Here is a 22,327-nt window from a genome sequence, read left to right on the forward strand (position 1 = left end):
AGGACAGGTTCCAAACCCATTTTAGTTAAACGTTTTTATTATCATCTTCACGCTTCTGCGGAGTGAAACGAATCCTCGCCGAGCGGAACGTAGCTTTCCGGTTCGGACCATTTTACAGCGAGCTTATCCTCTTGTACTTCCAGAATCGTGTTTGTAATCCTGTCCAGCATCTCCATCGCTCCGCGATATCCGACATCGAGCATACGCTGGGCACCGACTCTGTCATGGATCGGGAAACCGATTCTCACAAGAGGTATTCCCATCTCCTTTGCGATGTACTTACCGTTCGAATTGCCGATAAGCATTTCAGGCTTCGCCTTTCTTACCGCATCATTGAACGTGTCAAAGTCCACATCCTCGAGGATGGTCACATCACAGTCAGGCTTGACCTGCTTGACCCTTTCCATTGCATATTCTGCGAATCTGGGTGACTTGCTGGAAGCCACAACCAGAATTGGATGCATGCCATTTTCAAGAGCAAGGGACAACATGCCCAGGACATTGTTAGGATCTCCGTAGATGGCGACCTTTGTTCCGTAGAGATATTTGTGTGCGTCCACCATGGCATCTATGAGGCGTCCTCTCTCCTTCTGGTACTCTTCTGGAACATCCGTTCCTGCTATTTTGGACAGTGCAGCCAGTAACCTGTCAGTGTACTCCAGTCCTATTGGTAGTGGCAGATTCTGGGAAGGAATATCAAAGGTCTGTTCCAGGTAACCGACTGCTCTGTTATCGTTAGTTATTCCCAAGCCGATCGTTGCAGCACTGTTCTTCATGTCTGCTATATCGGAGTGGGTAGTACCTCCGGGGAATATCTTCTGGAGTTCCCCTGTCATAGGTGCGTCAAAGGTTTCAGAGATATCCGGCAGGAATATGAATGAATTTGATCCTATGGTGTTGGAAAGTATGTTCTTGAGTTCACGTGTGTCCTCCGGAGATATGTTCTCTGAGAGCACCACATTGAGCTTGTTGTTGAAGATATCGCTTTCTGATTCATGGGTTGTGAACTGTTTCACTATAGCTTCCACTGCCTTGATGTAGCCGCTGTTATGGCTGTCCTCATAGCTTGGGGTTGGCACAGGAATTATGATCAGGTTTTCTGAAAGTTCAGGCTCTTCCTCTTTGAACTCGGCAATTATACGTCCTATATCGTCGCCGATAGTTTCGGCAAGACAGGTTGTTGAAACACCGATCACCTTTGGCCTGTAACGTAATATAAGGTTCTTGAGACCTTTCTTGAGATTCTCGCTTCCGCCATACACAGCACCCTTTTCACTAAGGGAACTGGATCCGATGTCCACAGGTTCCCTGAAATGGTGTGCAAGGTGGAGTCTCATATATGTACTGCATCCCTGTGAGCCATGGAGCAGTACCATGGAATCCTCTATCCCCTTAAATGCCATTACACTGCCGATTGGCTGGCACATAATACAGGGGTTGACCGTGGAATAGTTTCTCTCTGTCATGCTATCGACTCCTGGTGCAGTGTAGCGGTATTAAGATCCTGCATCTTGTTAGTCTCCTTTATTGAACTTTTCAGTTTTGTCCCGTTTTCTGCCTTAAGGTCAGAACTCTCCGAAGGCGTATCTCCGTCATTTGCCGGTCTTAACTTGCTTCCGTATGCCTTCCAGACAGGACTGTTTATGGAAGCGTCAAGTTCCCGTGCAAAATTGAGGAAACCATCATAGCCTTCGAACTCAATGACCCTGTCATGGTTAAAGTCACAGAAAGCCACACCGAGCTTGTAGGCAAGGAATCTCTCCTTGACACCCGCTACCATCAGGTCTGCCTTCTGCTTCCTTATAAGGTCAGCAAGCTCCAGCGGGTTCGCATCATCCACAATGACCGTACCGTCCTTGACCTGGTAGCTGATCTGTTTGTAGTCGTCCCGCTTTCCGGTTTGTGTTCCGATTATTACGACTTCCATTCCAAGTTCATGGAAGCCCTTGATAAGTGTAAGTGCCTTTGCAGCACCGCCCATATAGATCGCTGCAGTCTTTCCTTCAAGCCTGCTTCTGATAGCCTTGATCTCGGGCATTATTCTCCTGGTTTCATTTTCTATTATCTCTTCGGCGATCTTCATCATCTCCTCGGAACCGAAGAACTCGGCTACGGTCCGCAGTGCGATAGCAAGATCATCTATGCCGAAGTAACTTACCTTGCGGAAAGGAGTTCCGAATTCCTGCTTCATCCACTTAGCAAGGAATGTCATAGAGCCTGAACACTGTACAAGGTTCAGTTGTGCTCCGTGTGACTTTGAGATGCTGTCTACGGTTGCATCCCCTGTCATCGAAGTGATCACCTGTATTCCCATCTTCTCAAAGAGGGGTTTTACCAGCCAGACATCTCCTGCCACGTTGTAGTCACCAAGTATATTGATCCTGTACTCGGATTTTATCTCGGGCTCCCTTGTTCCGATAAGTTCCTTTAGCGCATTACATGCTGCCTTGTATCCATCGGACTTGGTTCCCTTGAACCCTTCTGACTGCACAGGGATCACAGGTATTCCTACCCTCTCAGTTGATTCCTTACAAACGGCCTGGAGATCATCGCCGATTATACCGACAATACAGGTTGAATAGACAAAGATGACCGGAGGGTTGTATAACTCGACCAGCTCGTCAATACACTTCGAGAGTTTTTTCTCACCACCGAATACTACATCTAATTCCTTCATATCAGTTGAGAAACTGGTACGGAACGTTTCCTTGTCACTTGACAGGCTGCCTCTTATGTCCCAGGTGTAACTTGCACATCCTATGGGGCCGTGTACGAGGTGTATAGCATCGGTGACGGGATTTAGGGCCACACGTGCTCCTGAATACACACAGGCTCTCTGGCTCATGGAACCTGCAATAGATGTGTTATCACATGCAAGTTCTCCTCCTTTTTTAGCCTGCTTCAGGGCGATGTATGGTTGTCTTTCATCCAGCGTGTTTATCACGCTTGTAATGTCTGGCATGTTCTCACTCCAAAATATATGAGGTCGCTTATTGTACGACCTCGAGTTCTTCTTCAGGGATAGTCTTGTCCTTTATGTCAAGGAATGTGTTTCCTATCTTCTCGACCAGGCGAGCTGCTCCTGCGTATCCCATAACCGGGAAGTGATGGAGGTTTGCTCTGTCCATGACCGGGAATCCTACCCTGACCAATGGTATGTCTTCTGCTAGTGCCATGTGCTTACCGTAGGTGTTACCTATCAGCATATCCACAGGTTCGTTCTTGATTATCTGGTGGAGGGTGAACAGGTCTGCTCCGGTAAGGATCTGTGAGTCAGGATACAGTGGATGTACCATTTCTGAAACCCTTTCTTCGAAATCCTTGCTTACCGTACCGGAGAGTATCACAGTTGGCTCCATTCCCATCTCAAGCACGAGGCTTGTGAGACCTTCGATGATGTCACAGTCACCGAATATTGCTACCTTCTTTCCGTAGAAGTGTGGGTGAGCATCTGTCATCATGTCAACGACCCTTGACCTTTCGTGTTCAAGTTCCGTTGGGATAGCAACGTCTGCAAGTTCAGCTGCCTTCATGACGAACCTGTCTGTAAAGCGTATGCCTATTGGCACAGGTCCGATCTGGACCGGCATCTTGAACTTGTTCTGGAATACCTTTGCTGCTGCTCCGCCGGCCATTCCGCATAGTGCGATGGTTCCCATGGAGTTTGCGCTGTCCTCTACGTCACCGATCGGTGTTCCGCCATTTGCAAAGAGTTCTCTTTCCTGGCCGATTCCTGTATCCAGGACATCTGTCTGGTCAGGGAACACGATTGCAGGGATATTCAGGATGGAGAGTAATCTCTTGATCTCACGAATATCTCCCGGGTTCACAAAACCAGGGATTACGTTGAGTTTTCCGTTTGGCTTTGTCTTCTGTGCAAAGGTTGTGACAAATGACTTTACCATGTTGTCATAACCTGTTACGTGGGTTCCCACATAACTCGGGGTTGATGCTGCACAGAGCTTGATGGATGGGTCGATCAACTCTTCTTCCATTACATCTTCTATGATCTGGCCGACATCGTCACCAATTGTCTCTGACAGACATGTTGTGTGGATTGCAACCACTTCAGGTGTGTATACAGCTTCGATATTTGCAAGTGACTTCTTAAGGTTTGATGCACCACCGAATACTGCAGTTCCTTCATAGAAACTGCTGGTCGTACCGACCGTTGGTTCCCTGAAGTGCCTTGTAAGGCACATTCTCAGGTATGAGAGACATCCCTGTGAACCATGGCTGTGAGGCATACAGTTACGTATACCCAGTGCAGCATATGTTGCGCCAATTGGCTGGCATATCTTTGCAGGGTTAACAACCAGTGCATCTCTCTGGACATCTTCCTTTGGTGTATAATCTAACATTTTCAGGCCTCCTTATGCTCCCTTCCATGGGGTCTTCTGGAGCTTCCAGCTTGGGTTGTTCACTGACATGTCCACATCCTTGGCGAAGTTCAGTACACCAGTGAATCCGGTGTAACGACCGCTGTAGTCATAGGAGTGTATCTGTCTGGACGGGACTCCCATCTTCTGTGCCCAGTACTTATCCTTGATACCTGAACAGAACAGGTCCGGCTTGAGTTCCTTGATGAGGAATTCGGTCTCGTAGTGGTTAAGGTCATCCACAGCGATCGTACCCTCAGGCATTTCCGGAAGCATTCCGTCATAGGACATCAGTCCAAGCTTTTCCTTGAGTTCCTTCATGCGTTCTTCGCTGATGGCAGGTTCAAATCCTTCTTCCTTCTCATAGTGGAGGTCTTCAAGAATTCCGCTTGATGCCTTCTCCTTCATACCTTCCAGGATCTGCCTTCCTTCATAGTCATCACGGTGAGCAAACTGGTATCCTGCAACAACAACCTTCATTCCGAGATCTTCAAAGAGATTCTGGTAGTGGTGTGAACGGGATCCTCCGGAAAAGATAAATGCTGTCTTACCCTGGAGCTTGTTCCTGTACTTTTCCAGTTCTGGCTGGATCTTAGCCATTTCCTCTTCAATTACTTCCTCGGTCTTCTTTGTGAGTTCCGGGTCATCGAAGAATTCAGCCATCTTCCTGAGTGACTTCTTTGTTCCTTCGACACCAATGTAATTGACCTTGAGCCACGGAACTCCGTATTTCTCTTCCATCATACGGTTGGTGTAGTTTACTGACCTGTGACAGAGGAGGATACTGAGTTTTGCCTGGTGTGCCTTTGAAAGATTGTGGTATGAACCGTCTCCTGTGAAACTTGAAACTATACGATATCCGATCTTTTCAAAGAGTGGCTTGATTTCCCAGAGATCTCCACCAATGTTGTATTCACCAAATATGTTGATGTCAAATGGTGTTGGGTTCTCCAGTTCTTCGCTACCTATCAGATGCTCCATGATTACGTTACTTGCAACGTGGTGTCCAGCTGACTGACTTACACCTCTGTAACCTTCACATCGAAGGGCCATTATCTTTACACCATGTTCCTTCTCTGCTTCCGAAGCAACTGCTTCGATATCGTCTCCGATAAGTCCTACAGGACATGTTGCATTGATGGATATCGCACCCGGCTTGAAGATCCTGACAGCATCATCGATAGCTTGCTTGAGTTTCTTCTCACCACCGAATACAATATCTGTTTCCTTCATGTCGGTTGAGAAACAGTATTGCAGGTAGTTATCGCCGCCATCGTCTGCCTTTCCCATATTTCTCCTGGTTCCCCAGGTGTAGTATCCACAGCCAATTGGTCCGTGTGTAATGTGAACCATATCCTTGATAGGTCCCATTACCACACCCTTACCACCTGCATAGGCACAACCACGGTTTGTCATTATGCCGGGGATGGTCTTGGCGTTAGCTTCGATATGATTGTCGGAACAGGAGCTCTTGACTGTAAAGTGCTTTCTTCTGTCCTTGGCGACCTTCTCAGGGTAGATCTTCATCATCTCATCGATGACTTCCTGCGTGGACTCTACTTCAGAACTCATTGTTCTTCCCTCCCTACAGTGATTTCGCCTTCTTCTCCGGTCCTTATCCTGACTGCTTCAGGAATATCGGTCACGAAGATCTTTCCGTCTCCTGCATGTCCTGTCTTGTTGATGTTTATTATGCGCTGGATTACCTTCTCAGCTGCCTTGTCGTCAACAACTATTGTGAACAGGCGCTTTGGAACAAATGGAATACAGTTCTTTGATGAAACTCCTTCCTGTGCTGGAAGTGGTGGGTCGAATTCATAGCAAAGTCCCTTTTGCTTTCCTCTTCCCATCACCTTTTCCACTGTAAAGGAAGGATATCCGCAGTCAGAAAGTGCATCAAGTGTCTTGTGCACCTTGTTCATGCGGATAATTGCCGTGATTTCCTTCATTTAATAGTCTCCATCCTGTTTACAGTCCGCTTTCGCCGGTACGTATTGTGTAAGCGTTTTCTACCGGATTTACGAAGATCTTTCCGTCTCCGTACTTTCCTGTGTGTGCTGAACCCTTGATTATGTCTATTACCTTTGACTTGTCTGCGTCTTCAACTACCATCATGAGCATCGTCTTTGGAAGTTCATCGAACTGTACCTCTGCGGTGTGGATACCTCTCTGCTTACCTCTTCCGAAAACATCGGTCTTGGTAAGGGATACGAATCCTTCCTTCTCAAGTTCTTCGACAATGTCAGTGACCTTGTTCGGTCTGACTATTGCACGGATCATTTGCATTCTTGACACCTCATAATTCGATGATACCGAATTCTACCATCATTGATTCTAAGTCATCCATCTCAAGTGGAGTTGGGACAACGAACTTGTCATTTGATTCTATGTTTGCGGCCAGTGTCAGGTATTCCTGAGCCTGGTCACAGTCCGGGTCAAAGTCGATAACAGTCTTCTTGTTGATCTCAGCACGCTGGACGATATTGTCTCTTGGCACAAAGTGGATCAGCTTGCTGCCGAGTCTTTCTGCAAATGCCTCGAGAAGTTCACGTTCTCCGTCTACCTTTCTGCTGTTACAGATGATTCCACCAAGACGTGCACCGCCCTTTGCGTACTTCTTGATACCCTTACAGATGTTGTTAGCTGCATAGATAGCCATGAGTTCACCACTGGCTACAATGTAGATCTCCTGTGCCTTTCCTTCACGGATTGGCATTGCGAAACCTCCACATACGACATCACCGAGTACGTCATAGAATACGTAGTCAAGATCATCTTCGTATGCTCCGAGATTCTCAAGAAGTCCTATCGAAGTGATGATACCTCTTCCTGCGCAGCCTACACCAGGCTCTGGTCCACCGGATTCCACGCACTTGATTCCTTCGAAACCTGGCTGAATAAGCTGGTCGAGTTCGATGGAGTCGTCTCCTTCTGATCTTAATGTGTCAAGTACTGTCTTTTGGTTAAGACCTCCAAGAAGCATTCTTGTTGAGTCAGCCTTAGGGTCACATCCTACTAACAGTATCTTTTTTCCCATGGTGGCGAGTGATGCAGTCAAATTCTGTGTTGTTGTTGACTTTCCGATTCCGCCCTTTCCGTATATTGCTACTTGTCGCATGGTCTTTTCCTTCTGTACTTTGTAATTGATTGTGTTGTACTGTTTTGGAGCTGCCTTGCTTTTCATAGTACAACGGAATCCCATGTACTAGTTTATAATATATAAATGTATTGCATATGATTTATTGTCCTATTTGTTCCATTTTTGAAAAAAAGATCTCTTGCAGTGTGTTTCACTTTGATGTGAGAAAAATGGTAAATGTGTTTTTAACTCTCCCACCTATTACTAAATTTCAGGGTTACTGTTATTTTATGAGTAACTCTTATATATGATGGTACTTGAAATTTCCAATTTAAGGGCGCAATTTCAAGTCAAGGCAAATATGTTCAATATTATAATTTATTCTGAATATTTCCTGGATGACTGTTTTATTGCAATTAATTAATTCTTCAGGTTTAATTTAATTAAAGGTGCCATGTAAATTATCAACTATACACTCTTTCATCTTCCGGCACTTAAATTGAAAATACGCTAAAACTCAGTTATATGCCTTCTTAAGTGTGAACCAGAATATGCTGCCCTTTCCTTCCGGATTATCTGTAACACCCACTTCTTCATCATGCAAATCCTGGATCCTTTTCACAATTGCAAGACCTATTCCGCTCCCCTGTACATTTTCCTTGTGGAGACGTTTAAAACGCTCGAAGATGTTTGATCTTTCAATACCGGGTATTCCATCTCCCTGATCGATGAAACTGACTTTCAGCTTGTCTCCTGAGTTGTCTATCTTTATTTTAATGATGCTTCCGTTGGGGCTGTATTTAATAGCATTTGACAGTAAGTTTGTGAAAACGCCTTCTATCATAGGGTTTGCGAGTGCATGGAATGTACTTTCCGGGAGGTCTGCCAGTACAATGTCCTTTTTATCCATATCAGGCACATAATTATTTACTACATCCTGTATCATGGAAGTGATATCACATTTCACAAAGGCAATTTTATCTATAGCTCCCAGTTTTGCAAGCTGGGATGCTCCTTCGATCAGTTCGATCAACTTCACAGTTGATCTGTTTATGCTCTCTATAATGCGTTTTTGTCTATCATTCGGATCTGTATCTTCAAGAAGTTCGCTAAATGATTTTATAAGTCCGGCGGGATTCAGGAGGTCATGACGCAGGACATCTGTGAAAAGATCTTTGAGCTCATTGGAACGCTCCAGCTGGCTGGCATACTCCTGCAGTTTTATCTCATCTTTTCTTTTTTCGGTTATATCTTCTCCTGATATCAGGATTCCTGTGAAGTTGCCCTCTTCATTTTTCAGGACTGAATCATACCATTTGAACAGTCTTTCTTTACCGGTGATAGTACGGATTGGATATTCATGGTATTCATTCTGCTTAATCTGTCCTTCTTGCAGGTTTTTGTATCTTCTCTGTACCTGGTCAGCATAACTCTCAGCCACAAAAAGGTCTATCCAGTCCCGGTTGATGATATTCTTTCTGTTGCATCCAAGGATATCGGTCCCTTTCTTATTGATATGTATCAGCCTGCATTCAGGATCAAGCACTGCGATCAGTATTCCTACATAGTCGAGATACCTGTGAGTCCTGTCAAGTTCGGTGAGCAGGGAATCATGCTGGTCCTTGATACGCAGGAGTGATGTGATCTTCTTGTCCAGCTCGAACCTGTCAGCGGGCTTTTTCAAAAAATCATCTGCGCCAACTTCAATACCCCTTTGATGATCGTCTCTGGATGTAAGGGATGTAAGCATGATCACAGGTATAAAATCAAGCTTATACTCCTTTTTGATTATCTTGCAGATCTCAAAGCCATCCTTCCCCGGCATCACAACATCAAGGAGTATCAGGTCTGGCTCCTCTTTCTTTACAATTTCAAGTCCCGCCTCTCCGCTGGATGCGATCAGGACTTCATAATCGTCGGAAAGATAAGAACTCAGGAGCATTACATTGATCTTTTCATCATCAATGATGAGAATTTTCCTCTTGCTGCATTTTAGCATAGCAAATATATTATATTTTTATTAATATATAAAAAATTTGCTACAATTATGTATATTAGTTAAGGTTCAGGTAAAAACTGCAGCAATAAAAAATTAGGGAAGGGGCACCGGAAAACTATGGAAGTGGTTTTGGATATGGCAGGATCGCGCGATAATGCTTATACGATCTTTAACAGGAGTTAAATTTCCGGGGCCCAGGTTGAATAGTCCAAAAAATAAATGAATGGATTTTGAAGGTGAAGATGCGCTTAAAGCGCATCTCCGTCGGTCTCACCTGTACGGATCCTGAGGATCTTTGCTACAGGATAGATGAAGATCTTACCATCACCGATGGAACCGGTTGCAGCGCTCTTCATAATGATATCGACAACACTGTCTACATCAGCGTCATTAACAACTACTTCCATCTTGATCTTTGGCAACAGGTCGACACAGTATTTCCTGCCTCTCCACTGCTGCATAACACCCTTCTGCTTTCCGCGTCCCTTTACATCGGTCACGGTCAAACTTTCATAGCCTGCTTCTTCCAGTGCATCCTTTATTTCGTGGATCTTGGTAGGCCTTATGATTGCTTCTATTTTCATCATTTAAATCACTCCTTTGCAATAAGGAACTCCGGATATGCACTGATTCCGTGTTCAACGACATCCAGTCCTTCGATCTCATGCTCTTCAGGTACACGAAGACCAATTATAAGATCCAGTATCTTGAAGATTATGAATGAGGCTCCGAATGCCCATACGATACTGAGTATTACTCCTACCAGCTGTATGAGAAGAAGCTGTACTCCACCACCGTAGAACAGACCTGCTACCTCTGCAGTGTATGCTGCACCTTCAAGTATTGTACCATCGGTTCCGAGTGCAAAGAGACCAACTGCAATAAGTCCCCAGCTACCAGAGTATCCGTGTACTGCAATAGCGCCCACAGGATCGTCCAGCTTGAGTACATTCTCATTGAACATTACACCTACATATACTATTATACCACCGACCAGACCTATTATGACTGCTGCTGTATTGCTGACTGAACCACAGGGTGCGGTTATAGCCACAAGACCTGCAAGCATACCGTTTGCAGTGAGTGATGGATCTGGCTTTCCTGTCTTTATCCAGGTTATGAGCATGACCATGATCGCACCAGCACCTGCTGCCAGGAAGGTGTTTACAATAACCAGACTAACAAATGGATCGTTACCATCAGGGGTACTACCACCGTTGAATCCTACCCATCCGAATGCCAGGATAAGAGTTCCGAGGAATGCAAGTGGAAGGCTGTGACCTGGTATTGCTACAGGCTTTCCGTTTCTAAACTTGCCTATTCTTGCGCCGACTAGCATTACACCGGCAAGAGCTGAATATCCACCTATGGAGTGGACAACACCGGAACCTGCAAAGTCGTGCATTCCAACACCAATTGCGTCAACTATAGGGCCTGCTGTGAGTATTCCTGAACCACTCCATACCCAGTGTCCGTATACAGGGTAGATGAGTGCTACCATAGCAATAGTATAGACAAGATAAGCCTTGAAGTCTGTCCTCTCAGCCATTGCACCGGAAACAATTGTTGCACCGGTTGCTGCGAAGACCATCTGGAACCACCAGCTGTTCCAGATTGCGTTGTCAGCACCCTGGAGGAAGAACTGGTCAATACCGATAAGGCCTGCATAATCTGCACCGTACATAATCGCCCATCCTACAGCCCAGTATACTATAATACCAAGGGAGATTGTCATGAAGTTCTTCATGAGGATGTTGGCTGTGTTCTTGGTCCTTGTCAGACCGATTTCAACTAATGAGAAACCAGCATGCATAAGGAACACAATAGCGCCGGCTACGATCAGCCATATGACTGTAAGTGCCGTTTCAAGGTTTCCAATGGATGCTGCGTTTTCTTCAACTGTCTGCGCCGATCCCGGCACAGCAAATATCATAAATATCACACTGATCAGCAGCAAGAACTGCCAGATCATCTTTGAATTATATTTCTTCAATGTTTCGTACATGAGTACACACCTTTGATTTTCTTTTTTAAAGGAACACGGATGCTATGTGTAGACTTAATAATATTTAAACATTACGGCAACTTAGTGCAAATATGACTAATGTGTGCACAAGTGTTAAATTTTAGTTTAAAAGTAGGTCTTCTTGCGGGTCAAAATTACATTAAAATAAGACAAAATATACACTTTATATATTTTTACTTTCATCATATATAAACAAGCTCTATTTTTTGGCAGTTGCTGGTACCAGTTCAAGAGGTTGAGGCATAAGAGATGCTAAATACAGCCAGGATGCTGATTGCAGTAAGTAGTCGGAGAAGCCTTAAGTGGGAAGCAGTGAACTAAGAAAAAGGGCAGTAAACCATCTTTAGATACATTGAGTAAGCTTGCCTCTATCAGAGTATCTTCATCTTTTTGTATTCCATTACGGTGGATACGGGATGTGTGTCTATCTGAATGCCGGCTTCCTCAACTGCTGCCACGGCATTGATTCCCACCATGACCGGAATACCGACCTTACCTCTCTGAACCGGTGCATAGAGGACATCCTCGCCGGAATCTCCTATACAGATGTTTCCGCCAATATCATCTTTTTTCGCTCTTTCGATGACGATTTCCGCTCTCTTGGCAGCGGATGCAGGTATCTCCCGCATATTCGCAAGCATGTAACCGCTACCTGTATCAATGGACTTCAGAATAGACGTGGATTTTCTCCTGAGGAATATCTTTATGGGATCAATGGAAGTTCCGCTATAGGATATCAGATCTACAAATCCTTCGGGTTCATAGTTTTCCATCTGCATCAGTCCGCCGAATGCCGGCATTGTGGGGATCCCGTTCTTCAGCAAAAGCCCGTCAAAAGTAATACTGCATACTGTTGCTAAAGCAATTTTCCCTTCAGGGATGTAGATATCGTAGTCGTCTGATTCTTCTTCAAGTACTCCTACTTTGGGACTGATGGATGCTCCGTGGGCCATGGCATATCTTATGACATCAGCAGCATTGTCATAATCATCCTTGTCAATGTAACTGATGTTCACGATAACGTTACCCTTGCCGCTGTCCAGGTCATAATCGGTTCTATAGATCAGCTCCTCTATCTTGGTGATGATAAAACCAAGCCTGTCGCTGACCAGTGCGTCACTGAGCTCTTTTTTCCCACGCTCTGTTATCGTTCGGCCGATGTATCCGTGTTTTTCAGTGAATCCTCTTTCATCAAGTATCCGCAAATGGTATCTGACGGCTCGCTCACCTATTGCATAACCACGGTTGTGCATCTCGTCAGCTATAAGACGTGCACCTACCGGTTTATCACTTTCACTTATGATGCGCATTATTTCCACGAGTTTTCTTTCAACATTAGGGTCCGTCATTTTTCACACCATTCTAGGATATTCTTGTCTGAACAACTCTGATTATAGGTGGTGTCTTTATTTAAGTTGTATGTATGCTTTCAAATCTTCCCGGTTCTGAGTATATATACTACAAGCCACATCCCCAGCAGACCGGCCATTACAAAGCCAATGACTCCCAGACTTGGCATGCCCCATATGTAGGGTCCCTGGCCTGTCTGGATGATAAGTGACGAACCGACGATTATGGCAGATATTATAAGACTGAAGGAAAGGCGGTTGCTTGCAACATCGATCTCGGCCACGATCCTGTCAAAACCATGGGGGTCAAAGCGCAGTTTCAAATATCCTCTTTCGGCTATATCCAGTATATGGGACAGTTTCAGAGGTGCACGATGCAGGACCCTTGACCAGTTATAGGCATCCCGGTATACTCCCCCTGCAAGATTCTTCAATCTGAAGCGGTTCTTGATTGCCCTTGTGGCAAAGGGTTCGGCAATTGCTGCCATGTTTACCTCCGGGTCCATCAGGGCTCCAAATCCTTCCACGGTCATTGCTCCCTTTGAGAGCAGGGCAACGTTGGGAGGTACACGGACATTGTGTTTACGGAGTATACTTATCATTTCTTCGAGTATGGACACCGTGTCCAGTTGTTTTACGGATCTGCCGTAATACTTATAGAGTATCTGTTCGATGTCGATTTTCAAAGACTGTATATCAACATCTTCCCCGATGGAGCCAAAGTCCCTTAGAATCTCAATGTATAGCTGAGTATCGCTCCTGGTTATGGCAACGAGCTCATCGACAAGCAGATTCCTTGTGTCGGATGAAAGGAATCCTATCATACCGAAATCAAGAAGGGCTATTTTGCCGTTCTTCATTATGAACACATTTCCCGAATGCAGGTCAGCATGGAAAAAACCGTGTTCGTAAACCTGTCTCATAAAGGCCTCGATGACAATATTCGCTATCTGTTTCTTGTCGGGGCCTGTACCCACAGTATCATCATATAATGTGCTTTTGACACCGTCGATATATTCCAGTGTCAGGACTTTCATGCTGGTATGGTCCCAGTAGACTCCGGGTATGTATATGTGTGGATCTTCAGTGAAATTATTGGCAAAGCGTTCGGCATTTCTGCCTTCCTGTGTGTAATCCATTTCGTCGTGGATGGAACGCTCGAACTCTTCCACAATCTCCACAGGCCTGTAGAGCCTGGATTCGGGCATATGTTCTTCTGCAAAGCCGGCAAGGCTGTACATTATATCCAGATCGGCTTCGATAGTTTTCTTTATTCCCGGTCTCTGGACCTTTACAACCACCTCATCTCCGTTTTTTAGTTTTGCACGATGGACCTGTCCTATGGAGGCTGCAGCAATTGGTATCTCTTCAAAATGCATGTAAAGTTCTTCAATATCGGCGCCCAGCTCCTCCCGAATTACTTCTCGGACTTCCCTGTAACTAAAAGGTTGTACCTCATCCTGTAAGCCGGAAAATTCTTCTATATACTCCGGAGGTATGAGGTCATGCCGCATGCTCAATATCTGTCCGAGCTTGACATAAGTGGGTCCGAGCTCTTCAAGTACCATCCTGACCCTTTTTGGATGGGATATCACACCATCCATTTTTTGCTCTCTTTTTTTGAACCTTGAACTCAGAGGCCTGAACTGGTTGATTTTCAGTCTGTCAGCAATATGTCCGAATTCATATATTATCAGTGTATCAACGATCTTTCCATATCTTTTGATCATTGAATATCTGTGCAGTCTGCGGGTTAGCATGGTTTACAGAGGATTCCTTAAAACTACATTCTTGTTTTATATGCTTATTTTTGTTGGAATATCATCATTAAACTGTCGTTCAGATTATCAAAGGAGTATAATCGGGGAAATTGTTAAATAATTACCATTGCAAAATTATACTAGGTGGAGTTGGGTGTAAGCTGTAAAGTATATGCTCTGCCTACCATTAAGAAAGGAGTGATAAGATGTTATTTTTGGATATAAGCACATGGCAACCTGAAAACAGCGATAAGGTCATTGAACATTTTAAAGAGCTGAGACCACCGGCAGGTGTGAACATTATCAATCAGTGGGTAGACATTTCAGGCGGACGGTATTTCATTCTCTATGAGACGGACGACCCGCAGGCATTTGCGGAGTTCAACCTTCCATGGTCTGACATATGTCTGATCGAGAGTTGCCCGGTAATGGAATCAACTGACTTTATTAAGTTAATGTCTAAGAAGAGTATGTAAAATTTTCTCTCTGTCTGACAGGTTAACTTACCTGTCTTAACGTTACTTTTTTTTCCTCACTTCCGATGTTGATTGTAAAATCACCTTCAGGAAGCGCGTTTGTTTCATAGTTGAAATCGAAGTTCCCTTCACTGTCAGACTTCATTGTCTGTATGGCTGTGAACTCTAGTTTTACTTTATCTTCACCGTCCGCTGCTTCACCGTTGATGACAATATCATATTTTCCAGGCGGTACATTCTCATCTGTGAATTTTGCGACCCCGCTGCTGGAATCAAAACTTCGTTTGAAATCAACGAACATCCTGACAATGAAATTGAGATTCTTCACCGGACTGGATCTTACATCAAAACGATTTTTTCCCTTCGGTATCGGCAGGTTCTCAAAGCTGTACTCATAACTTCCATTATTGACTTCAACTGACCTGGAGAACGAGACCGAGACATCGGTAACAATGTTTGGTTCTGTCTTTCCCTGGATCCTTAATACGTCCCCGGCCACCGGGTCTTCGGGCCGGATACTCCATTCGGTTATCTTGCTGTCTTCAGAACTGTATTCCTGATCACTCTGGGTAAAGGAATAGACCAGTTTTGCCAGACCTAAAACAAAATTTTCTCCTTTCTTTAAACCCGTAAATATTCCCCCATTCCCCGAAAAGGATTTTAAAGGTCTTTCTCTTCCTCTTCTTCACTCTTCAGGTTATCTATCTTGCTTTCCAGGGATCTTATCATTTCCTTGAGTTCGTCAACTTCGCTTTTGCTTGCCAGATCCGCTCTGTCAACGGTTTCCTGTACCTTCGCAGATATCTTGTTTTCCATTTCCTGTTTTTGTTTCTTCTGTTCATCCATGAGGTCGCGTACAAACTTTTTACCTTCTTCCTTTTGCATCTCACCGTTTTCTATTAGCTCATCGGTAATGTCCTGGAGCTTTTCCTCTGTAAGTGCCCACATACCAATGCCAAACAAGCCAGCCTTTTTCCATATCTCTGTTATTTGTCTCAAATGCAAACCTCCGTTTATAAATTGGAGGTGGATTAATAAATACCTTATTCCATTTCCTGCGGTCCAAAAAAATACAGAAAAAAGTAACTGGGTGGCCTGATAACTAAATATCAGGCTGCAAGTTCCCGAATATCATGTTCAAGGTAGCTTGCATGGCTCATCTCGATCAGCCTGTCACAGACTTTTTCTGGTTTCCCGTCCATTATAATTTTGCCTTTGTCAAGAAGTATTGCTCTATGTGCAACTTCTCTGACAAAGTCCATGTGGTGGCTCACCAGAACAATCGTGGTTCCGAAGATCTCATTAATTCTTTTGAGGGAATTTGTAACATCCCTGAGAGTTACCGGATCAAGGTCTCCGAAGGGTTCGTCAAGCAGGAGTATCTCAGGATCCGTCGCAAGTGCGAGGGCAATATATGCGCGTACGTGCTCCCCGCCGCTTATCTGGTAGGGAGTTTTATCGAGGACTTCCATTGGCAGATCAAGGGCATCGAAAACCTTCTCTGCATGCTCATCTACATCAGTTTTTGTTATGAGCGGGAACAGCAGTGCATAGACATCCGGACTCATATTGATCTGATGCATGATCTTGTCTTTCTCATCCTCTGACATGTCCGGGAGGCTGTAAAGGGTATCAAGCACCTCTTCTGAGATTCCCAGTTCTGCTGCTTTTTTCCTTGCGAAGTCAAGGGACTTTTCTCCCTTCAGTCTCAGCCTGAAAGCCATTTGCTCCCTGACGGTTGAATGGGGAGAAAGGGTAAACTCCTGGTGCATGATACTTATCTTCTTGCGCAGATCAAGACGTTGTCTTGTGAACTCAAGGATGTTCAGCCACTCGCCTTCATGCAGGTAGCTGATATCCCCTTCTTTTGGTGTTCTCAGGCCTTCTATCATCTTCATCAGTGTTGTCTTGCCGGCACCGGACTGTCCTATCAGTGCGGTGATCTCACCACGGTTTATGTCAAGAGAGACATTCTCGAATTTGAGTACCTCGCCGACCCTCAGCAATGAAAAACGGTTTGAGAGATTCCTCACCTTTATAACAGCTTCTTTCTGCTGAAGCTGTGGTAATTTGACCTGCTCATCAAGGTCTTTCAGGAAGTGCTTCAAGATCTTTTCAGGCTCACCTGTCTCAACAAGCCTGCCGTCTTCCAGATATGCCACCCTGTCCGAGATATACAGGTGGACTTCGGGAAGGTGGGATACTACTATAATAGGTATATTGAGTTTGCCTTTGATATTCTTTATAACATCAAGTATTTCCTGCTTGGTGCCCGGTCCTGTCATGGTAACAGGTTCATCCAGTAGCAGCAGTTTGGGTTTTGCGGCAAGCTGGCGGGCCATGATAAGTCTCTGCTTCTCACCGCCGCTCAGAAGGTTTGAAGAATGCAGTGCCTTGTCCTCAAGACCGACGAGCCTGATGTATTCCATGGCTTCTTCATACATCTCGTCATAATAGAGTGAATCCGGCTCTGGAAGCCCTTCGTCCCCTGAATACTGAATATTGAGTCTGCGTATGATATTATCAATGGCAGGTCCGTTCCATAGTCCGAAGTTTCGCTGCAGGTGGATCGCAGTACTCAGTTGAAGAGACCTGATAGTATCTTTTCCCGAGTCTGGAGTGATTTCCAGTTCTTCAAGCCTGAAGGAACCTTCATCGAAACTCTCTATTCCGCGGAGTATCTTGAGAAGGGTGGTTTTTCCGCTTCCACTCTTTCCTGTGATACCAAGTATCTCTCCATCGGCAACGCTGAAACTTATGTCATCCAGAACACGTTTTTTCTCGTTGTTGAACTCATATTCCTTTGTGATGTCGGATACATCAAGCATTGTCAAAACCTCTGATCGGATGATGAAAATATGTAAAAAGGAAAACTGAGATTTGTCGCTTCAGTTCTTGATGGCCGATACGAGCTCTTCTATCTTTGAAGTGACGTAAGTGGCTTTTGAGTTTTTCTCGACAACTGTGCCAGTGACTATCATGTCCGCTCCTGCAAGAGCGCATTTCTTTGCAGCAGCTCCGTCACGTATGCCTCCGCCGACTATGAGTTTATTGTCACCAAGGACATGCTTCACAGCAGCTATCATCTCAGGTCTGACCGCTTCATCGGCACCGGAACCTGCTTCAAGGTATGTGTAGTGCATTCCCAGGTATTTGCCGGCAAGCGCATAGGCCACTGCGATATCGGCTTTATTTTTCGGAATGAGCTTTGCATCCCCTACCCAGCCAACGGTTCCTCCGGGTTCTACTATGAGGTATGCCATGGAGATGGGTTCTATGCCGCTCCTGTACACAACCGGAGCTCCCATTGCCTGATTAGTAGTAACGAAACTGATGTCCCTGGAATTCAGCAGGCTCATGAAAAAAATAGCGTCAGCATAACGGCTGACACCTGCTGCATTTCCGGGAAAAAGTATTGTTGGTTTGTCTGTCTGCTCTTTGATTTTGATAAGCGTCTGGTCCAGCAGCACGCCTCCGGCTCCTGTGGAACCACCGACCATGATCGCATCCGTGCCACCCTGTGATGCAGCAAAGGCAATCTCTGCCGCCTCATCGGGAGACTGGGATGCGGGGTCGATAAGTGTCAAGTGAACTGTACCCTCGCGTTCTGCGATATCATTGAGGTACTCTTCCACTTGCATGAACAGGATCAGCCGCCTCTGGATTCCTTGGATTTAGGACGAAGGGTTTTGTTGTTGCACTTTCTGCATCTGGTTGCACGGACTGCATTACGTGCATTGCATTTCATACATACTTTCTTGTTGAGTATTCTTTCTTCAGCTTCTGGAAATCTTCCCATGATCTTCACCTGATTATTGTAATGTGATTAATTAGAATAATGGTAGGCTGCTTACATTATGTTCAAAACATATAATTGTTTTGGCAAAAAACGGCTCTCCCCTGAAAGATTAAAGTACCTGCAGGTTCCCATAATATATGGGAGTTTGTGACGGGTGTATATCACCTTCCAAGCAAAGCCTATTTAATAATATAATTATTAATAATGATTGATTACCATGGCTGATGAAGATCTGATGAAAAAAAGACAGGAATGGTACGAGAAGGCGAAGAAAGAGGGAAAGCTCAAGGCAAATCCAACTGAAGATCATCGTGCAGGACTCGAGGCGCTCCAGCATCCTGTCCGAAGGGGCATACTCAGGCGACTTGGTGAGGGCAGAATGAGGTTCGACCAGATAAAAGAGGAGTTCCAGCTTGACGACATGCATGCAACATTTGACCTGCGCATGCTTGAAGACACTCTCTACATCGAAAAAGAGGAAAAGGACGGCACCTACGAGTATTATCTGACGCCACGCGGTGAGGCTTTCCTTGAGAATGTAGAATCAAAGCACTTATAAATCTAAGTAAAAAAAGCAAAAGAGGAGCAAAATCTCCTCCTCAATTCTGTTCTTTTATCTTCTCAATTAGCTGCTCCCTTGCTTCACGGGCATCGGCACGTCCTTTTGTCTTCTGCATGACCTTGCCCACAATGAAGTTCAGGGACTTTTCCTTTCCACCAAGATAGTCCTCAACAGCTTCAGGATTCTCGCTGATGGCTTCTTCCACTGCCTTTGCAACGATATCGTCTTCAACTTTGAGCAGCCCCTTTTCTTTGACAATATCCTGTGGTTTGCCTCCGTGGTCAAGGATGGTGCGTATGATCTCAACACCACTCTGCTCGGTGATCTTATTCTCTGTAACGAGCTGTATTATCTCAACTATATCCTCAATAGTGAAGGCATCGATCCCGAGGTCACGGTAGTTCAGTTCACCCTTGAGGATGTCGGCAACCCAGACGGATGCATCTTTTGGACTGACCTGTGAGGCGACGTCTTCGTAGAAGTTGGCCACTTTGATCTCGGTGGTGAGTGCCCTCGCATGCATACCTGACATCTCGTACTGTTCCAGGAAGCGCTCACGCTTTGCATCGGGAAGCTCCGGAAGTGCTTTTTTGATCTCAGGTGCTCTGTCGGCAACCCTCAGTGGTACCAGGTCAGGTTCGGGGAAGTAGCGGTAATCGTGCTCTTCTTCCTTGGTACGCATGGAAATCGTGACACCCCTTGCCTCGTCAAAGTGCCTTGTTTCCATGACGATCTCACCGCCACGTCTGACATGGTTCTTCTGTCTCATGATCTCATAGAGCAGCGCCCTCTCGGCACCTTTGAACGAAGATATGTTCTTGACTTCAACACGCTGTCCGCCAAAGACAGAAACGTTGGCATCCACTCTCATGGCACCTTCAAGATCACCGTCGAAAACATCCAGGTAGTCCAGTATGCTCCTGAGCTTGTCCAGGTAGCGTCTGGCTTCCTTGGGACTTCTCATATCAGGTTCGCTGACGATCTCGATAAGTGTCATACCGGAACGGTTGTAGTTAATATGTGTACCCTTTGACCTCTCAATAGTACCGATATGCTGCAATCTGCCTGGATCTTCTTCCATGTGCGCACGTGTAATTCCGATAACACGCTCTCCGTCCTCTCCCTCGATCACAACCTTTCCGGTACCTGCAATGGGGTAATCATACTGGGTTGTCTGGAAACCCTTGGGAAGGTCGGGATAGTAGTAGTTCTTCCTGTGGAACTGGGTCTGCTCGACGATACTACAATTTAAGGCCAGTCCTATCTTTATGGCAGCCTCCACAGCCTTCTCATTTATCACAGGCAGTGAACCAGGAAGTCCGAGGCACACGGGACATACATGGGTGTTAGGTTCGTCGCTATGGTAATCGGTGGAACAGCCACAGAACAGCTTGGTTTTGAGCTTGTTCAGCTGAACGTGTACTTCAAGTCCTATTTTGACACCATCGGGATTCTCGTAAACCATTATGCCACCTCCCCGGGTCTCTTGGTGTGATGATCGGTATTCTGCTCGAAGCTGTAAGCCGCTCTGAGAATTGTGTTCTCGTCAAAGTGCTTTCCTATAATCTGTAATCCTACTGGCATTTTGTCGGCAAATCCGCATGGAACTGATATGGATGGCACGCCTGCAAGATTGATCGGTACGGTGTTGACATCCGCAAGATAGAGTGAAAGCGGATCATCTATTTTCTCTCCTATCTTAAATGCAGGTGTAGGCATTGTCGGTCCCATGAGCACATCTACTTCTGACAGTGCTTTGTCAAAGTCCTGCTTCACAAGTGTCCTGACCTTGAGTGCTTTGAGGTAGTACTTGTCATGGTAACCTGCGGAGAGTGCATATGTTCCGAGCAGTATCCTGCGCTTGACCTCGTCGCCGAACCCTTCAGCCCTGGTCTTTGAGGCCATCACATGCCAGTTGTCACCATCGGCACGGAATCCGTATCTTGTACCGTCAAAACGTGCAAGGTTTGATGATGCCTCGCTCATGGCTATGATATAGTAAGCTGCAAGTGCGTATTTTGTGTGTGGCATTGATACCTTCTGCCAGGATGCTCCCATATCCTCGTATTTTGCAATGGCATCCCATACAGTTTTTTCGACACCCTCGTCGATTCCTTCTCCGAAGTACTCTTCCGGAACACCTATTTTAAGGCCGTCTACATCGTCCTTGATGGAATCGCTGTAGCTGTTCTCCCTGTTGATGGATGTACTGTCCCTTGCATCGTATCCCGCAACCACGTCCATAAGTGTTGCAATGTCAGCAACACTGGTTGCCAGGGGTCCTATCTGTTCCAGGGAATTGGCGTAGGAGATCAGTCCGAACCTTGAAATGCATCCGTAGGTTGGTTTCAGTCCGACAACACCACAGAAGGCTGCGGGACATCTGACCGAGCCACCGGTGTCCGAACCAAGTGAGACCGGAACCTCACCAGCAGCAACCACAGCGGCACTTCCTCCTGATGATCCTCCTGGTACCCTGTCCGTATCCCAGGGATTGAGGGTGGCTCCGTAGTAGCTGGATTCTGTGGATGTTCCCATGGCGAACTCGTCCATGTTTGTTTTACCGAGTATCACAGCACCTGCTGCCCTGAGCTTCTCTATTACATGTGCATCGTATGGTGGAACATATCCCTGTAGTATTTTAGATGAACATGTGGTTGATAGGCCGTTTGTGGAAATATTGTCCTTGATGGCAATGGGTACGCCGGCAAGTGGTCCGTCCTGACCTTCTTTATCTATGCTTTTTGCCGTTTCCAGTGCCTTGTCCCAGGTGGTAACAAAACCGTTGACGCAGCTGTTGTCTATTTTTTCAAGGTATGAGGCAGTAACCTCTTCTGCAGAGCTTTCCGCGATCTTCTGTCTGATTCCTGTAATGTCTGTCCATGCTACCATTTATGC

The 22,327-nt window shown here is 45.6% G+C and carries 21 protein-coding genes; 2 read left to right on the forward strand and 19 right to left on the reverse strand.

Annotated features, from left to right (window positions below):
• Window positions 1-47: 47 nt before the first annotated feature.
• The 12 genes from HWN40_RS01965 to HWN40_RS02020 all read right to left on the reverse strand — a co-directional run bounded on the left by HWN40_RS01965 (window position 48) and on the right by HWN40_RS02020 (window position 14,592).
• Window positions 48-1,466, reverse strand: coding sequence for a nitrogenase component 1 (locus HWN40_RS01965; RefSeq protein ID WP_176964180.1), 1,419 nt, complete (start codon window positions 1,464-1,466; stop codon window positions 48-50).
• A complete protein-coding gene (gene nifE / locus HWN40_RS01970) occupies window positions 1,463-2,962 on the reverse strand; it encodes a nitrogenase iron-molybdenum cofactor biosynthesis protein NifE (RefSeq protein WP_176964181.1) in 1,500 nt (499 codons plus the stop codon). Before nifE ends, HWN40_RS01965 begins: the two co-directional genes overlap by 4 nt.
• A 28-nt stretch (window positions 2,963-2,990) precedes the next feature.
• Window positions 2,991-4,361, reverse strand: a complete 1,371-nt coding sequence (nifK, locus tag HWN40_RS01975; protein WP_176964182.1) for a nitrogenase molybdenum-iron protein subunit beta — start codon at window positions 4,359-4,361, stop codon at window positions 2,991-2,993.
• Window positions 4,362-4,373: 12 nt separating this feature from the next.
• The gene (gene nifD / locus HWN40_RS01980) at window positions 4,374-5,951 is read right to left on the reverse strand and encodes a nitrogenase molybdenum-iron protein alpha chain (protein WP_176964183.1); all 1,578 of its coding nucleotides are present in this window, start codon (window positions 5,949-5,951) and stop codon (window positions 4,374-4,376) included.
• Window positions 5,948-6,328 (reverse strand): P-II family nitrogen regulator, encoded by a 381-nt coding sequence (locus HWN40_RS01985; protein WP_176964184.1) that lies wholly within the window; start codon window positions 6,326-6,328, stop codon window positions 5,948-5,950. Before HWN40_RS01985 ends, nifD begins: the two co-directional genes overlap by 4 nt.
• A 19-nt stretch (window positions 6,329-6,347) precedes the next feature.
• A complete protein-coding gene (locus HWN40_RS01990) occupies window positions 6,348-6,665 on the reverse strand; it encodes a P-II family nitrogen regulator (protein WP_176964185.1) in 318 nt (105 codons plus the stop codon).
• 10 nt (window positions 6,666-6,675) lie between these two features.
• A complete protein-coding gene (gene nifH / locus HWN40_RS01995) occupies window positions 6,676-7,497 on the reverse strand; it encodes a nitrogenase iron protein (RefSeq protein ID WP_176966236.1) in 822 nt (273 codons plus the stop codon).
• Window positions 7,498-7,975: 478 nt separating this feature from the next.
• The gene (locus HWN40_RS02000) at window positions 7,976-9,457 is read right to left on the reverse strand and encodes a response regulator (RefSeq protein WP_176964186.1); all 1,482 of its coding nucleotides are present in this window, start codon (window positions 9,455-9,457) and stop codon (window positions 7,976-7,978) included.
• Between the two features lie 248 nt (window positions 9,458-9,705).
• Window positions 9,706-10,044, reverse strand: a complete 339-nt coding sequence (locus HWN40_RS02005) for a P-II family nitrogen regulator (RefSeq protein ID WP_176964187.1) — start codon at window positions 10,042-10,044, stop codon at window positions 9,706-9,708.
• 5 nt (window positions 10,045-10,049) lie between these two features.
• Window positions 10,050-11,462: an ammonium transporter gene (locus tag HWN40_RS02010; protein WP_176964188.1), complete on the reverse strand. Its 1,413-nt coding sequence runs from the start codon at window positions 11,460-11,462 to the stop codon at window positions 10,050-10,052.
• Window positions 11,463-11,854: 392 nt separating this feature from the next.
• Window positions 11,855-12,832 (reverse strand): DUF128 domain-containing protein, encoded by a 978-nt coding sequence (locus HWN40_RS02015; RefSeq protein ID WP_176964189.1) that lies wholly within the window; start codon window positions 12,830-12,832, stop codon window positions 11,855-11,857.
• Between the two features lie 80 nt (window positions 12,833-12,912).
• Complete coding sequence (locus HWN40_RS02020; RefSeq protein ID WP_176964190.1) at window positions 12,913-14,592, reverse strand: ABC1 kinase family protein; 1,680 nt, start codon at window positions 14,590-14,592, stop codon at window positions 12,913-12,915.
• 206 nt (window positions 14,593-14,798) lie between these two features.
• Between HWN40_RS02020 and HWN40_RS02025 the strand changes: the two genes are divergently transcribed.
• Window positions 14,799-15,068, forward strand: a complete 270-nt coding sequence (locus HWN40_RS02025; RefSeq protein WP_176964191.1) for a DUF3303 domain-containing protein — start codon at window positions 14,799-14,801, stop codon at window positions 15,066-15,068.
• 22 nt (window positions 15,069-15,090) lie between these two features.
• Here HWN40_RS02025 and HWN40_RS02030 read toward each other — a convergent pair whose 3' ends face one another.
• The 5 genes from HWN40_RS02030 to HWN40_RS02050 all read right to left on the reverse strand — a co-directional run bounded on the left by HWN40_RS02030 (window position 15,091) and on the right by HWN40_RS02050 (window position 18,867).
• Window positions 15,091-15,567: a hypothetical protein gene (locus tag HWN40_RS02030; protein WP_176964192.1), complete on the reverse strand. Its 477-nt coding sequence runs from the start codon at window positions 15,565-15,567 to the stop codon at window positions 15,091-15,093.
• A gap of 161 nt (window positions 15,568-15,728) precedes the next feature.
• On the reverse strand, window positions 15,729-16,067 hold the full coding sequence (locus HWN40_RS02035; RefSeq protein WP_176964193.1) for a phasin family protein: 339 nt from the start codon (window positions 16,065-16,067) through the stop codon (window positions 15,729-15,731).
• Window positions 16,068-16,177: 110 nt separating this feature from the next.
• Window positions 16,178-17,896 (reverse strand): ATP-binding cassette domain-containing protein, encoded by a 1,719-nt coding sequence (locus tag HWN40_RS02040; protein ID WP_176964194.1) that lies wholly within the window; start codon window positions 17,894-17,896, stop codon window positions 16,178-16,180.
• A gap of 60 nt (window positions 17,897-17,956) precedes the next feature.
• Window positions 17,957-18,709, reverse strand: a complete 753-nt coding sequence (locus HWN40_RS02045; RefSeq protein WP_176964195.1) for a phosphoglycerol geranylgeranyltransferase — start codon at window positions 18,707-18,709, stop codon at window positions 17,957-17,959.
• 8 nt (window positions 18,710-18,717) lie between these two features.
• Entirely contained in the window at window positions 18,718-18,867 is a 150-nt protein-coding gene (locus tag HWN40_RS02050) for a 50S ribosomal protein L40e (protein WP_176964196.1), read from the reverse strand.
• 217 nt (window positions 18,868-19,084) lie between these two features.
• On the opposite strand from HWN40_RS02050, the gene HWN40_RS02055 reads away from it, so the two are divergent.
• Window positions 19,085-19,426, forward strand: coding sequence for a winged helix-turn-helix domain-containing protein (locus tag HWN40_RS02055; RefSeq protein ID WP_176964197.1), 342 nt, complete (start codon window positions 19,085-19,087; stop codon window positions 19,424-19,426).
• A gap of 40 nt (window positions 19,427-19,466) precedes the next feature.
• On the opposite strand, the gene gatB is transcribed toward HWN40_RS02055, so the two are convergent.
• Window positions 19,467-20,894: an Asp-tRNA(Asn)/Glu-tRNA(Gln) amidotransferase subunit GatB gene (gatB, locus tag HWN40_RS02060; protein WP_176964198.1), complete on the reverse strand. Its 1,428-nt coding sequence runs from the start codon at window positions 20,892-20,894 to the stop codon at window positions 19,467-19,469.
• Window positions 20,894-22,321: an Asp-tRNA(Asn)/Glu-tRNA(Gln) amidotransferase subunit GatA gene (gatA, locus tag HWN40_RS02065; protein ID WP_176964199.1), complete on the reverse strand. Its 1,428-nt coding sequence runs from the start codon at window positions 22,319-22,321 to the stop codon at window positions 20,894-20,896. The genes gatB and gatA overlap by 1 nt, the downstream gene beginning before the upstream one ends.
• Window positions 22,322-22,327: the final 6 nt, after the last annotated feature.

The organism is Methanolobus zinderi (assembly GCF_013388255.1).
GTDB lineage: Archaea > Halobacteriota > Methanosarcinia > Methanosarcinales > Methanosarcinaceae > Methanolobus > Methanolobus zinderi.

Bases quoted from the DNA above. Each gene is read 5' to 3' on its own strand.
- gatB (WP_176964198.1), bottom strand. From the start codon at position 20,894: ATGGTTTACGAGAATCCCGATGGTGTCAAAATAGGACTTGAAGTACAC.
- HWN40_RS02025 (WP_176964191.1), top strand. From the start codon at position 14,799: ATGTTATTTTTGGATATAAGCACATGGCAACCTGAAAACAGCGATAAG.
- HWN40_RS02055 (WP_176964197.1), top strand. From the start codon at position 19,085: ATGGCTGATGAAGATCTGATGAAAAAAAGACAGGAATGGTACGAGAAG.
- gatA (WP_176964199.1), bottom strand. From the start codon at position 22,321: ATGGTAGCATGGACAGACATTACAGGAATCAGACAGAAGATCGCGGAA.
- HWN40_RS02010 (WP_176964188.1), bottom strand. From the start codon at position 11,462: ATGTACGAAACATTGAAGAAATATAATTCAAAGATGATCTGGCAGTTC.
- HWN40_RS02005 (WP_176964187.1), bottom strand. From the start codon at position 10,044: ATGATGAAAATAGAAGCAATCATAAGGCCTACCAAGATCCACGAAATA.
- HWN40_RS02045 (WP_176964195.1), bottom strand. From the start codon at position 18,709: ATGCAAGTGGAAGAGTACCTCAATGATATCGCAGAACGCGAGGGTACA.
- HWN40_RS02000 (WP_176964186.1), bottom strand. From the start codon at position 9,457: ATGCTAAAATGCAGCAAGAGGAAAATTCTCATCATTGATGATGAAAAG.
- HWN40_RS02040 (WP_176964194.1), bottom strand. From the start codon at position 17,896: ATGCTTGATGTATCCGACATCACAAAGGAATATGAGTTCAACAACGAG.
- HWN40_RS02015 (WP_176964189.1), bottom strand. From the start codon at position 12,832: ATGACGGACCCTAATGTTGAAAGAAAACTCGTGGAAATAATGCGCATC.
- HWN40_RS01965 (WP_176964180.1), bottom strand. From the start codon at position 1,466: ATGACAGAGAGAAACTATTCCACGGTCAACCCCTGTATTATGTGCCAG.
- nifE (WP_176964181.1), bottom strand. From the start codon at position 2,962: ATGCCAGACATTACAAGCGTGATAAACACGCTGGATGAAAGACAACCA.
- nifH (WP_176966236.1), bottom strand. From the start codon at position 7,497: ATGCGACAAGTAGCAATATACGGAAAGGGCGGAATCGGAAAGTCAACA.
- HWN40_RS02050 (WP_176964196.1), bottom strand. From the start codon at position 18,867: ATGGGAAGATTTCCAGAAGCTGAAGAAAGAATACTCAACAAGAAAGTA.
- HWN40_RS02020 (WP_176964190.1), bottom strand. From the start codon at position 14,592: ATGCTAACCCGCAGACTGCACAGATATTCAATGATCAAAAGATATGGA.
- nifK (WP_176964182.1), bottom strand. From the start codon at position 4,361: ATGTTAGATTATACACCAAAGGAAGATGTCCAGAGAGATGCACTGGTT.
- HWN40_RS01990 (WP_176964185.1), bottom strand. From the start codon at position 6,665: ATGCAAATGATCCGTGCAATAGTCAGACCGAACAAGGTCACTGACATT.
- HWN40_RS01985 (WP_176964184.1), bottom strand. From the start codon at position 6,328: ATGAAGGAAATCACGGCAATTATCCGCATGAACAAGGTGCACAAGACA.
- nifD (WP_176964183.1), bottom strand. From the start codon at position 5,951: ATGAGTTCTGAAGTAGAGTCCACGCAGGAAGTCATCGATGAGATGATG.